This window comes from Nocardioides okcheonensis, from assembly GCF_020991065.1.
In the GTDB taxonomy this organism is placed as follows: Bacteria; Actinomycetota; Actinomycetes; order Propionibacteriales; family Nocardioidaceae; genus Nocardioides; species Nocardioides okcheonensis.
Map to the genome: position 1 here is coordinate 2,161,669 of NZ_CP087710.1, position 11,661 is coordinate 2,173,329.

The window sequence follows — 11,661 nt, forward strand, 5'->3', positions numbered from 1 at the left end:
GAGGCCGAGCGGTCAGCCGTGCTGGAGCAGCCCCAGCAGGTACTCGCCGTAGCCGGACTTGCGCAGCGGCTCGGCGCGCGCGACGAGCTCGTCGTCAGTGAGCCAGCCCATCCGCCAGGCGACCTCCTCGGGGGCGCCGACCTTGAAGCCCTGCCGGCCCTCGATGGTGCGCACGAAGTTGGAGGCGTCGTTGAGCGAGTCGAACGTGCCGGTGTCGAGCCAGGCGGTGCCGCGGGGCAGGACCTCGACGTGCAGCCGGCCCTCCTCGAGGTAGCGCCGGTTGAGGTCGGTGATCTCGAGCTCGCCGCGCGCGGACGGCTCGAGCTCGGCGGCGTACTGCACCACGTCGTTGTCGTAGAAGTAGAGCCCCGGCACCGCGAAGTCGCTCTTCGGGTGCTCCGGCTTCTCCTCCAGCGACAGCGCGCGGCCCTGGTCGTCGAACTCGACCACGCCGTACGCCCGCGGGTCGGCGACGTGGTAGCCGAAGACCGCCGCACCGTCGAGGTCCTTGAACCGCAGCAGCTGGTTGCCGAGGCCGGAGCCGTAGAAGATGTTGTCGCCGAGCACCAGCGCGGAGCGCTGGTCGCCGATGTGGTCGGCACCGATGATGAACGCCTGCGCGAGGCCGTCGGGCGAGGGCTGCACCGCGAAGGTCAGGTTGATCCCGAGCTGCGAGCCGTCGCCGAGCAGCCGGTGGAAGCCCTCGGCCTCGTGGGGCGTGGTGATGATGAGGACGTCGCGGATGCCGGCGAGCATCAGCGTCGACAGCGGGTAGTAGATCATCGGCTTGTCGTAGACCGGGACCAGCTGCTTGCTGATTCCCTGGGTGATCGGGTGCAGCCGCGAGCCGGTCCCGCCGGCCAGGATGATTCCACGCATGGCGCCACCCTAGGGCCTGGGATCCGGTCACGCGGCTCCGCACCGTTTGGCACGATGGGCGCATGCCGTCCTCCCGTCGCTCGTCCTCGCGACGGCTGGTCCGGCCGGCCACCGTCGTCGGCGGCCTGTTCCTGCTGCTCGTCGTGCTGGTCCTGCTGGCATTGCCGTTCCGCAAGGCGCCCGCCAGCGCGGAGAACGCGAAGGCCGACCTCGAGGCGGCGCGCACGTCCCTGCAGGCGGGCGACCTCGACGCCGCGGCGGCGAGCGTGGCGAGCGCGCGGCGGCACGCCGACGAGGTGCAGGGCGCGATGCAGGGCATCGGCGGCGACGTGTGGAGCCTGGTCCCGGTCGTCGGCGGCCCGGTCTCCGACGTGCGCCACCTCGGCAACGCGCTCGACCGGCTCACCTCGACGGCAGAGGTCGCGGTCGAGGCCTGGCCGACGGTGGTCGGCAAGGACGCGACCCTCCTGAAGGGCGACGAGGTCGACGTCGAGTCGCTGCGCACGCTCGTCGGCGCGGTCGCCACGGCCAGCGAGAACCTCGACGCGGCCCAGCTCGAGCTCGGGCAGGTCGACGACTCGGCGCTCGGCCTCGGCACCCGGCTCGCCGACGCGCGCGACGAGGCGGAGCAGGTCGTGACGCCGCTCGCCTCGGCCGCCCGCAGCACCAAGCCGCTCACCGACGCGCTCCCCGACCTGTTCGGCGCGACCGGCCGCAAGTCGTACCTCCTCGCGCTGCTCAACCCGGCCGAGCAGCGCTTCTCCGGCGGCGCACCGCTGACCCTCGCGCCGCTGACCGTCCAGGACGGGCGGCTCAGCGTCGGCGAGGCCCGCGACACCACCGACCGCGACCTCTACAAGGTGGGCCGCTGGGAGCGCGTCGAGGGCAACCCGTTCCACACCGGCAAGCTGCGGATCTCCACCGCCACCTTCGCGCCCGACTGGTCGGTCTCCGGCGAGGAGCTGCTGCGCGGGTGGGAGCGGCGCGGTGGCGCCCCGCAGGACGGGCTGATCGCCGTCGACGTGGTCGCGCTCGCCGACCTGCTGCGGATCACCGGCCCGGTCGACGTGCCGGTCTACGGACGCATCGACGCCGCCAACTTCACCCAGAAGCTCGTCGGCGACTACGACTCGTTCCCCTCCAACGAGGCGCGCCACGACCTCAACCTCGCGCTGGTGCCGGTCTTCTCCGACCGGCTGCTGTCCCCGGGGCAGGGCCGGGAGAAGATCGAGTCCCTGCGCGACTCGGCCCGCGGACGCCACTTCGCGCTGTGGATGCGCGACCCCGACGTGCAGGCCGCGGTCACCGACGTCGGCCTCGCCGGCGAGCTGTCCGACACCGACCACGACTACCTCGCGGTCCTCAACCAGAACACCAACGCCAGCAAGGCCGACTACTGGCAGCGCCGCTCCGTCGAGACCGACGTCCGGCTGCGCGAGGACGGCTCCGCGAAGGTGCGGATGACGATCACCGTCGCCAACGACTCCCCGCCCTACACGCAGTCGTTCGCCGACCCGCGCGGCGGCACCAACGTGACCCGGTGGAACGGCATGACGCTGGGCGTCTTCCTGCCCACCGGCGTCGAGATCACCAGCGCCACCGTCGCCGACAAGGAGCAGGGCACCGACACCTTCGACTACTACGGCCGCCCCTACAAGCTGCTGCGGATGACGCTCCCGCCCAACGAGTCGCGCACCGCCGTGCTCGAGTACGTCGTCCCGGAGGCCGCGTCCGCGCCCGGCGACGGCACCATCGACTACCGGCTCGACGCCACCCCGCAGGGCATGGTCGTGCCCGAGCAGGTGTCGGTCACCGTCCGCTGGCCCGAGGGCTACGACGTCACGGACCTGCCCGACGGCTGGACCCGCACCGGCCCCGGAGTCGCGTCCTGGCAGGACCCCGGCCTGGTGACGCAGCCGAGCTTCACCGTCACCGGCTCGGCTCCCGGCGCGGCCGCGCCCTAGACTCCCGCGCATGGAACGCCTTCTCGTGACCGGGGGCGCGGGGTTCATCGGGTCGAACTTCGTGCACCACATCGTTGCCCACACCGACCTGCGGGTCACGGTGCTCGACAAGCTGACCTACGCCGCCTCGAAGGAGTCGCTGGCGGGTCTGCCCGAGGACCGGGTCCAGCTCGTCGTCGGTGACATCGCCGACGAGGACGTCGTCGACCCCCTGGTCGCGGCCCACGACGCGGTCGTCCACTACGCCGCCGAGTCGCACAACGACAACTCGCTCCACGACCCGAGCCCGTTCATCAAGACCAACATCCTCGGGACCTACACGATCCTCGAGGCCGTCCGCAAGCACGACAAGCGCCTCCACCACGTCTCTACCGACGAGGTCTACGGCGACCTCGAGCTCGACGACCCGAAGCGCTTCACCGAGGACACCCCCTACAACCCGTCCTCCCCCTACTCCGCGTCGAAGGCCGGCTCCGACCACCTCGTGCGCGCCTGGGTCCGCAGCTTCGGCGTGCGGGCGACGGTGTCGAACTGCTCGAACAACTACGGCCCCTGGCAGCACATCGAGAAGTTCATCCCGCGCCAGATCACCAACGTCATCGACGGCATCCGCCCCAAGCTCTACGGCTCCGGCGAGAACGTCCGCGACTGGATCCACGCCGAGGACCACTCCTCCGCGGTGCTGGCGATCCTCGAGAAGGGCCGGATCGGCGAGACGTACCTGATCGGTGCCGACGGCGAGAAGAACAACCTCGAGGTCGTGCGGCTGATCCTCACGCTGATGGGCAAGGACGCCGACGACTTCGACCACGTCAACGACCGCGCCGGCCACGACCTGCGCTACGCCATCGAGTCGGGCAAGCTGCGCCAGGAGCTCGGCTGGCAGCCGCAGTTCCAGGACTTCGAGTCGGGCCTGGCCAGCACCATCGCCTGGTACCAGGAGCACGAGGACTGGTGGCGCCCCCACAAGGACGCCACCGAGGCGAAGTACGCCCAGCAGGGCCAGTGAGCTCCGGCCGCTGGTCGAGGAGGGACGACGTCCCGCCACGAGACCGAGGACCCCGATGACCGACCCCCGCACGAACGAGCTCAGCGTCGAGACCACGCCGATCCCCGGCCTGCTCGTCGTGCGCCTGCCCGTGCACGGCGACTCCCGCGGCTGGTTCAAGGAGAACTGGCAGCGCGAGAAGATGGTCGCGCTGGGCCTCCCCGACTTCGGCCCGGTGCAGAACAACATCTCCTTCAACGGCTCGCGGGGCGCCACGCGCGGCATCCACACCGAGCCGTGGGACAAGTTCGTCTCGCTGGCGACCGGCCGGATCTTCGGCGCGTGGGTCGACATGCGCGCCGGCGAGAGCTTCGGCACGACCTTCCACCTCGAGGTCGACCCGTCGGTCGCGGTCTTCGTGCCGCGCGGCGTCGGCAACTCCTACCAGGCGCTCGAGGACGGCACGGCCTACACCTACCTCGTCAACGACCACTGGCGTCCGGGCGTCGCCTACCCCGCCCTCCACCTCGGTGACGAGACCGCGGCGATCCCGTGGCCGATCCCGCTCGACGAGGCGGAGATCTCGGAGAAGGACCACCACAACCCGCGCCTGGGCGACGTGGTCCCGATGCAGCCCAAGCGGACCCTCGTGCTCGGGGCGGGCGGCCAGCTCGGCCGCGCGCTGTGCGCCGCGCTGCCCGACGCCCACGGCGTGACCCGCGCGGAGCTCGACGTCACCGACGCCGACGCGGTCGCGGCCTGGCCGTGGCACGACTACGGCACCGTGCTCAACGCCGCGGCCTACACCGCGGTCGACGCCGCCGAGACGCCCGAGGGCCGGGTCGCCGCGTGGGCCGCCAACGCGAGCGCCCCCGCGACGCTCGCCCGCCTCGCGAGCGAGCACGGCTTCACGCTGGTCCACTACTCCTCGGAGTACGTCTTCGACGGCACCGCCGCGGTCGACCCCGGCCACGTCGAGGACGAGCCGCTGTCGCCGCTGGGCGTCTACGCCCAGACCAAGGCGGCGGGCGACGTCGCGGTCGGCCTCGCGCCGCGCCACTACGTCCTGCGCACCTCGTGGGTGATCGGTGACGGGAAGAACTTCGTCCGCACGATGCAGGACCTCGCCGGCAAGGGCGTCTCCCCCAGCGTGGTCGACGACCAGGTCGGGCGGCTCACCTTCACCGACGAGCTGGTCCGCGCCACCCGCCACCTGCTCGACTCGGGCGCGTCGTACGGGACGTACCACCTCTCCAACGGCGGTCCGGCGATGTCGTGGCGCGAGGTGGCCCAGGCCGTCTTCGAGCGCTCCGGCCGCAGCCGCGACGACGTCACCGGCACGACGACTGACGCCTACGCGGCGGGGGTGCTCGACCAGGGCAAGCCGTTCGCGCCGCGCCCGCTCGGCTCGGCGATGTCGCTGGACAAGATCCGCGCCACCGGCTTCGAGCCGGAGGACGCCATGACCGCGCTGGACCGCTACCTCTCCTGAGGGTCGCTGGTCGAGGAAGGACGAAGTCCTGTCACGAGACCCGCGACCCCGCCGGTCGAGGAAGGACGAAGTCCTGTCACGAGACCCCTCAGCCGACGCACCTCGCGACCGGGTCTCGAGACGGTCGCTGCGCGACCTCCTCGACCAGCGAACCGCCGGCCGAGGAAGGACGAAGTCCTGTCGAGGGGGTCAGCGGGGGGAGGTGACCTCGCGCAGCGCGGGACGGACGTCGGCGAGGTAGACGAGCGAGGCGATCGTGAAGACCAGGTGGATGATGCCGAGCGGCGAGCTGCCGATCAGGATCAGCTGCGCGGCGAAGCCGAGGCCCGTGATCAGGCACCAGGCCTGCTTGGTCAGCTTGCCGGCGGCCTCGTAGGCCTCGGCGCGGTAGGTCAGGGCGTTGACGAACGCGAAGCCCTTGATCGCGAGCAGCACGACGAGGACGACCAGCATGGTCGTGCTCTGCACGGCGTAGAAGTCCACGACCCCAGCGTAGACGCTGCGCGCACACCACACCCGGACGCACGAGGGCCCCGTCCGTGACGGACGGGGCCCTCGATCAGCGTCGTGACGACGTCAGAACAGCGTCAGCTGCTCCACGTCTCTTCAGTCGCCGACCTTCTGGGCGGCGTCGGCGACGGCCTGGACGGCGTTCGCGGCGGTGTTCTGCGCGGCGGTGACGGTGGCCTTGGCGCTGGCCGTCGCGACCTCGGTCTCGCGGGCGGGAGCCTTGCGGGCGGGCGCCTTCTTCGCGGGAGCGGTCTTCTTCGCCGTCGACTTCTTCGCAGCGGACTTCTTGGCGGTCGACTTCGTGGCGGTCGACTTGGTCGCGGTCGACTTCTTGGCCGCGGTCTTGCGGGCGGTCGCGACCTTCTTGGTGGCGGTCTTCTCGGCCTCGGCGGCCTTCTCGGCCTGGGTCGCGGTGGTCTTCGCCTTGGCGACGGTGGTCTTGGCGGACTTCACCGTGGCCTTGGTCGAGTCCTGGCGACGCACGCGCTCGACGAGGGTCTCGCCGCGCTTGACGAGGTCGGCGTAGGCGGCGTTGGCGGCGGCGACGTTCTCGTCGACGCGCGAGGAGACCTGCGAGGAGACCTTGCCGGGGTACGCCTGGAGCTCGGCGACGCGGGCCTCGACGGCGGCGCGGCGGGCCTGGGCCTCCTTGGCCAGGGCGTCGACGCGGGCGCTCACGACCGAGACGGCCTGCTCGCGCAGCGCCTTCGGGTCGGTGACGGTCTTCTGCACGTCGGCGGCGCGGGACTGCACGGCCGCGACGCGCTTCTGCACGTCGGCGACGGCCTCGCGGACGGCGCCGACGGCGAGGTCGGTGACGCCGACCGCGGCGAGGACGGGCTTCGGGGTGTCGGACTTCTTGGTGGTGGCGGTGGTGGCCATCTGTGTGTCTCCTTGGGTGGGGCGGGTCGGGTGCGGGTGGTTCACGACTGGGCGTCGCGCTCGTTGAGCGCGAGGAACGACGAGTAGACGTCGAGCAGCGACTGCTTCTGCCGCTCGGTGAGACCGGCGTCGGCCAGGACGGCGAGCTCGACGGAGCCGGCGAGGCCGGGCTCCGGGTCGGGATGGACGATGCCGGCGCGGACGTAGAGCTGCTCGGCGGAGACGCGCAGCGCCTTCGCGAGCTGCTGGAGCACCTCGGCCGACGGCCTGCGCAGCCCGCGCTCGATCTGGCTGAGGTAGGGGTTGCTCACGCCGACCTGGTCGGCGAGCTGTCGCAGCGAGAGGCGGGAGGCGAGCCGCTGCTCCTTGAGGTAGTCACCCAAGGAGTCGACGACGGACTTGCCGCTCTTGTCGTCCTTGTTCTTCGCCATGCCTCCAGTGTGCTAACACAGTTAGCGAATCGCAAACATCTGGAGCGTGAGACGGCTCACTATCCGGATCCTGTGCGGGTTCTCGTGCTAGCAGACGGATCCGCAGGGGTGAGAATCAGAAGGTCGCGCGGATCTCCCCGACCGGCACGCCGCCACCGAGCAGGTCCAGCCGCCCGGTCGACCGGACCGCCTCGGCGTCGACGCCGACCTCGTCGAGGAGGCCGGAGCGGCGCAGCGCCTCGGCCATCAGCACCGGGCGCACCCGCGCGGCCCCGTCGTCGGTCTTGAGCGCCCACGCGCGACCGTCGGGCACGGCGACGGCGTAGACCGACTCAGCACCCGCCTTGCCGATCAGGCCGGGCACGGCTCGGTGCAGCGCCAGCTCGTCGCGGGTCGTGCCGCTGACGAACTCCGGGTGCCGGCGGATCGCCTCGGCGATGCGCTGCTCCGGGCCGGACGTCGCGGTCGCGAGCGTCGCGAACGCGCGAGCGAGGCCGACGAGCGAGGTCGACAGCAGCGGCGCGCCGCAGCCGTCGATCGCGGTGGTGGTCACCGGCTCGCCGGTCAGCCGCGCGAAGGTCGCGGTGATCGCCTGCTGGAGCGGGTGCTGCGGGTCGAGGTAGGTCCCGGTGTCCCAGCCCTGCAGGACGCAGGTGGCGAGCATCGCGGCGTGCTTGCCCGAGCAGTTCATCAGGACCGGTGCGCGCGTGCCGCCGGCGCGGACGACCGCCTCGCGCGCGTCGTCGTCGAGCGGGTAGTCGGCCGGGGTCTGCAGGGCGGACTCGTCGAGGCCGGCGCCCGCGAGGATCCGGCGTACGCCCTCGACGTGGAAGGCCTCGCCCGAGTGGGAGGCGCAGGCCAGCGCCAGCAGGTCGTCGGGGAGGTCGAGGCCGAGCTCCACCATCGCGAGCGCCTGGACCGGCTTGTTGCTCGAGCGCGGCAGGACCGGCACGTCGACGGCCCCGACCGACCAGTCGACGGACCCGTCGGCGGCCAGGGCGACCAGCGAGCCGTAGTGGTGCCCCTCGACGAATCCGGAGCGGACGATCTCCGCGACGACGGGGCGGGCGGCGACGGGCTGACCAGCGGCATACATGCGGGCAGGCTATCGATCACCGGTCTGAGAGGATGCCCCGGTGATCCAGCACTGCCCCACGCCGACCGAGCTCGACGACCTGGAGCTCCTCGTCTCCGGGGCCTACGCCCCGCTGACCCGCTTCAACGAGCCCGGCAGCCCGGTGACCCTGGCCCTCCCCGAGGGCGTCGACGAGGCCGAGCTGGTCGACCCCGAGGGGCTGCCGCTGGCGCGCGTCGCCGCCGACGGGTCGCTGGAGCCGCTGACGCACGCGCAGTACGGCCCCTTCCGCCGGCTGCACCTCACGCCCGCGCAGGCCCGCGAGCAGCACGCCGGGGCCACGTTCGTCCCGGTCGCGGACGCGCTGACCGACGCCGACCTCGACGCGCTGCGCGGCCTGGGCCGCGTCGTGCTGGTCGCGCTGATGGGCACCGGCACCTCCTCGCTCTCCCCCGTCGCGCTGGTGCGCGCCACCCTCGCCGCCGCCGACCTGCTCGACGACGCCAGCGTGGTGGCCGTCCCACTGCCGTCGCACGGCGACGCCGACGCCGACCACGCACTCGGCGCGCAGGTCGTCGCGACCTACGCCGGGGACGACCCGGTGCACGCGCTCGCCGCCCCGCCTGCCGAGCAGGACGCGTACCCCGAGCCCATCGCCGCGATCGTCGCCGAGGACCGCCCCGAGCCCGAGGACCAGGGCCTGGTGCTGTTCTTCACCGGCCTGTCCGGCAGCGGCAAGTCGACGCTGGCCCGGGCGCTGATGGACCTGCTGCTCGAGCAGGGCGGCCGGAGCGTCACCAGCCTCGACGGCGACGTCGTGCGCCGTCACCTCTCCGCGGGCCTGACCTTCTCCAAGGCCGACCGCGAGACCAACATCCGCCGGATCGGCTGGGTGGCCGCCGAGATCGCCCGCCACGGCGGCGTCGCGGTCTGCTCCCCGATCGCGCCCTTCGCCGAGACCCGTGAGCAGGTGCGGCAGATGGTCGAGGACGCCGGCGGCGCCTTCTTCCTCGTCCACGTCGCGACCCCGCTCGAGGAGTGTGAGCGCCGCGACCGCAAGGGCCTCTACGCCAAGGCCCGCGCCGGCGAGATCCCGGAGTTCACCGGCATCTCCTCGCCCTACGAGGAGCCCGACGACCCGGCTGTCCGCGTCGACACGACCGGCCGCACCATCGACGACGCCCTGCACGACGTGCTGGTCGCCCTCGACGAGTCCGGCCACCTCCACCTCCTGCCCGAGGCGCCGACCGCATGAGCGAGCCCCTGCGGGTCCTGTTCGTCTGCACCGCGAACATCTGCCGCTCCCCCACGATGGAGCTGCTCGCGCGCGAGCTCGCCGGCGACGCCGACGTCGCGTTCAGCAGCGCCGGCACCCACGCCCGCGACGGCGACCCGTTCAACCCCGACATGGCCGCCACCCTGCGCCCCGGGATCGGCGACGCCTTCCGCAGCCGCCGCGCCACCCGCGCCGTGCTGGCCGACGCCGACCTCGTCCTCACCGCCGAGGACGTGCACCGCCGCCACCTCCTCGACGACCACCCCCAGCTGCACCGCAAGGTCTTCACGCTGGGGCAGTTCGCCGCGACCATCGCCGAGCTGCCCGGGCTCGAAGGCCGCGAGCTCGTCGAGGCCGCCGGCCGGCGCCGCGCCGCCCCGGTCCCCGAGCACGACGTCGCCGACCCCTACCGGCGAGGCTCGGCGGCCGCCGAGGCGGCGACCGGCACAATCACCGACATGCTCCACGCGATCGTCCCCCGCCTGACCGCGTCACAGCCGCAGGAGGGCTGATGGACTGGATCACCGCCACCTTCTTCTCGATCCTCGCCGCCGGCTTCCTCGTCGGCATCGTGGTCGGGCTCACCGGCATGGGCGGCGGCGCCCTGATGACGCCCGCCCTGCTCTTCCTGGGCGTCGGGTCGCCCGCGGTGGTCGTCACCGCCGACCTCACGGCCGCTGCGATCTACAAGACCGGCGGCGCGATCGTGCACAAGCGCGAGGGCTCGCCCAACATGCAGCTCGCCAAGTGGCTGATGATCGGGTCGATCCCGATGGCGCTGCTCGGGCCCCACCTGGTGTCGTGGTTCACCGACGACATCGACGAGCTCAACCACGTGCTGATCATCTGCATCGGCTTCGCGCTGCTGCTCGCCGCAGCGACCTACGCCCTGCGGCTCTACGTCAACCTGCTCCGCGTCCGGTCCGGCCGCCACGCCACCGACGACAACCCCGCCGTCCGCGTGGTCCCGACGCTGCTCGTGGGCATGCTCGGCGGCCTGCTCGTCGGCGTCACCAGCGTCGGCTCCGGCTCGGTCATCATGATCGCGCTGCTCATGCTCTACCCCGGCCTGTCCGCGGTGAAGCTCGTCGGCACCGACCTCGTCCAGGCCGTGCCGCTGGTGCTCGCCGCGGCCATCTCCAACATCGCGCTCCACGGCATCGACTGGGGCATCCTCACCCCGCTCGTCATCGGCTCCGTCCCCGGCACCATCCTCGGCTCGCTGCTCGCGCCCCGGGTGCCGCAGTCGTTCATCCGCCGCGGCATCGTCGTCGTGCTCACCATGAGCGGCGTCGCGCTGCTCGACAAGTCCGGCTGGGCGCCGCTCGGCGTCGACGAGACGCACCCGATGCTCATCGCCGGCATCGGTCTCGCCGTGCTCGTGGTGCTGCCGATCGTCTGGGGCTTCCTGCGCAAGCAGCAGGGACTGCCGATGTTCGGCTCCCCGACGATCGCCCAGCTCGAGGACCCGGCCTACCGACCCGGCGTGGTCGGGATGAAGAAGGTCGACGGGGCCTGACCGCCGCCCGGGACGGTGCCTTCCCGTGTGTTCGAAAGTTTTCGATCACGCGGGAGGGACCAGAGCGTCGAGGGCGCGGCGCAGCAGGGCGACCGCGTGTTCGTGGGTGACCGCCGGCTCCACGGCGCGCACCACCACCAGTCCCAGGACCAGCGCGCGCAGGACCTCCTCCTCCCCTCCGTCTCCCCGGGGGAGCCGCGGCCGCTCGCTCGCCCATGTCGCGTGCACCGCCTCGGCAGCGGCTGGCGAGTAGGCCGCGAGGGCAAGGCACGTGAGCCACACTCGCGCGTCCGTCATCTCGGCGTCGGTTCGCGGGATCCAGCGCCCCCAGCCGTCCTCCGCCCATCCGGGCGGACAGGTCGCTCCCCGGGCGCGGACCACTCGGGAGACCAGGGCGTCCTGGGTGCTCCGACGGTCACGGAAGCGCCGCGACACCGTCGCCTCGGACACTCCTGCCGCTCGCGCGATGTCACGGCGCGACGGCAGACGGGGGCCTGAGCGGTCGATCGCCCAGAACAGCGCTGCCGCCAGGTCCGCGATCGGCGAGAACTGCGAGTGGAGGTGCAGCGGTATCCGCGGGCGGGTTTCGTCGTCGTGCATGCGGGCAACTCCACCACCTGGCAGGCGCTGCCGGCAGCGCTCCTC

The 11,661-nt window shown here is 72.3% G+C and carries 12 protein-coding genes; 6 read left to right on the top strand and 6 right to left on the bottom strand.

The genetic code is table 11. The annotated features are described in order from the left end of the window. Positions 1-12: 12 nt before the first annotated feature. Positions 13-879, bottom strand: a complete 867-nt coding sequence (gene rfbA / locus LN652_RS10445) for a glucose-1-phosphate thymidylyltransferase RfbA (RefSeq protein ID WP_230444597.1) — start codon at positions 877-879, stop codon at positions 13-15. Positions 880-941: 62 nt separating this feature from the next. Here rfbA and LN652_RS10450 point away from each other — a divergent pair, with 62 nt between their 5' ends. From LN652_RS10450 to LN652_RS10460, 3 genes are read left to right on the top strand one after another with little or no spacing between them, the layout of a single operon-like run. After that, positions 942-2,843, top strand: coding sequence for a DUF4012 domain-containing protein (locus tag LN652_RS10450; RefSeq protein ID WP_230444598.1), 1,902 nt, complete (start codon positions 942-944; stop codon positions 2,841-2,843). 10 nt (positions 2,844-2,853) lie between these two features. Next, the gene (gene rfbB / locus LN652_RS10455) at positions 2,854-3,852 is read left to right on the top strand and encodes a dTDP-glucose 4,6-dehydratase (protein WP_230444599.1); all 999 of its coding nucleotides are present in this window, start codon (positions 2,854-2,856) and stop codon (positions 3,850-3,852) included. A 55-nt stretch (positions 3,853-3,907) separates the two neighbouring features. Then, positions 3,908-5,323: a sugar nucleotide-binding protein gene (locus tag LN652_RS10460; RefSeq protein ID WP_230444600.1), complete on the top strand. Its 1,416-nt coding sequence runs from the start codon at positions 3,908-3,910 to the stop codon at positions 5,321-5,323. 189 nt (positions 5,324-5,512) lie between these two features. Here LN652_RS10460 and LN652_RS10465 read toward each other — a convergent pair whose 3' ends face one another. The 4 genes from LN652_RS10465 to LN652_RS10480 form a co-directional block, all read right to left on the bottom strand. Beyond that, positions 5,513-5,806, bottom strand: coding sequence for a DUF2516 family protein (locus LN652_RS10465; RefSeq protein ID WP_230444601.1), 294 nt, complete (start codon positions 5,804-5,806; stop codon positions 5,513-5,515). Between the two features lie 123 nt (positions 5,807-5,929). Next, complete coding sequence (locus LN652_RS10470; RefSeq protein WP_230444602.1) at positions 5,930-6,715, bottom strand: hypothetical protein; 786 nt, start codon at positions 6,713-6,715, stop codon at positions 5,930-5,932. A gap of 41 nt (positions 6,716-6,756) precedes the next feature. Continuing rightward, positions 6,757-7,146, bottom strand: coding sequence for a helix-turn-helix domain-containing protein (locus tag LN652_RS10475; protein ID WP_230444603.1), 390 nt, complete (start codon positions 7,144-7,146; stop codon positions 6,757-6,759). Positions 7,147-7,261: 115 nt separating this feature from the next. Beyond that, positions 7,262-8,242 (bottom strand): asparaginase, encoded by a 981-nt coding sequence (locus tag LN652_RS10480; RefSeq protein WP_230444604.1) that lies wholly within the window; start codon positions 8,240-8,242, stop codon positions 7,262-7,264. 40 nt (positions 8,243-8,282) lie between these two features. Here LN652_RS10480 and cysC point away from each other — a divergent pair, with 40 nt between their 5' ends. The 3 genes from cysC to LN652_RS10495 are packed head-to-tail and all read left to right on the top strand — an operon-like array spanning position 8,283 to position 11,016. Continuing rightward, positions 8,283-9,476, top strand: a complete 1,194-nt coding sequence (gene cysC / locus LN652_RS10485) for an adenylyl-sulfate kinase (RefSeq protein ID WP_230444605.1) — start codon at positions 8,283-8,285, stop codon at positions 9,474-9,476. Next, the gene (locus LN652_RS10490) at positions 9,473-10,009 is read left to right on the top strand and encodes an arsenate reductase/protein-tyrosine-phosphatase family protein (RefSeq protein ID WP_329958482.1); all 537 of its coding nucleotides are present in this window, start codon (positions 9,473-9,475) and stop codon (positions 10,007-10,009) included. Before cysC ends, LN652_RS10490 begins: the two co-directional genes overlap by 4 nt. Next, entirely contained in the window at positions 10,009-11,016 is a 1,008-nt protein-coding gene (locus LN652_RS10495; RefSeq protein ID WP_230444606.1) for a sulfite exporter TauE/SafE family protein, read from the top strand. The genes LN652_RS10490 and LN652_RS10495 overlap by 1 nt, the downstream gene beginning before the upstream one ends. Before the next feature lie 45 nt (positions 11,017-11,061). Here LN652_RS10495 and LN652_RS10500 read toward each other — a convergent pair whose 3' ends face one another. Continuing rightward, positions 11,062-11,616, bottom strand: a complete 555-nt coding sequence (locus LN652_RS10500; protein WP_230444607.1) for a LacI family DNA-binding transcriptional regulator — start codon at positions 11,614-11,616, stop codon at positions 11,062-11,064. Positions 11,617-11,661 lie beyond the last annotated feature (45 nt).

Coding starts and splice junctions, on each gene's coding strand:
- rfbA (WP_230444597.1), bottom strand. CDS start 879: ATGCGTGGAATCATCCTGGCCGGCGGGACCGGCTCGCGGCTGCACCCG.
- LN652_RS10450 (WP_230444598.1), top strand. CDS start 942: ATGCCGTCCTCCCGTCGCTCGTCCTCGCGACGGCTGGTCCGGCCGGCC.
- rfbB (WP_230444599.1), top strand. CDS start 2,854: ATGGAACGCCTTCTCGTGACCGGGGGCGCGGGGTTCATCGGGTCGAAC.
- LN652_RS10460 (WP_230444600.1), top strand. CDS start 3,908: ATGACCGACCCCCGCACGAACGAGCTCAGCGTCGAGACCACGCCGATC.
- LN652_RS10470 (WP_230444602.1), bottom strand. CDS start 6,715: ATGGCCACCACCGCCACCACCAAGAAGTCCGACACCCCGAAGCCCGTC.
- LN652_RS10475 (WP_230444603.1), bottom strand. CDS start 7,146: ATGGCGAAGAACAAGGACGACAAGAGCGGCAAGTCCGTCGTCGACTCC.
- LN652_RS10480 (WP_230444604.1), bottom strand. CDS start 8,242: ATGTATGCCGCTGGTCAGCCCGTCGCCGCCCGCCCCGTCGTCGCGGAG.
- LN652_RS10490 (WP_329958482.1), top strand. CDS start 9,473: ATGAGCGAGCCCCTGCGGGTCCTGTTCGTCTGCACCGCGAACATCTGC.
- LN652_RS10495 (WP_230444606.1), top strand. CDS start 10,009: ATGGACTGGATCACCGCCACCTTCTTCTCGATCCTCGCCGCCGGCTTC.
- LN652_RS10500 (WP_230444607.1), bottom strand. CDS start 11,616: ATGCACGACGACGAAACCCGCCCGCGGATACCGCTGCACCTCCACTCG.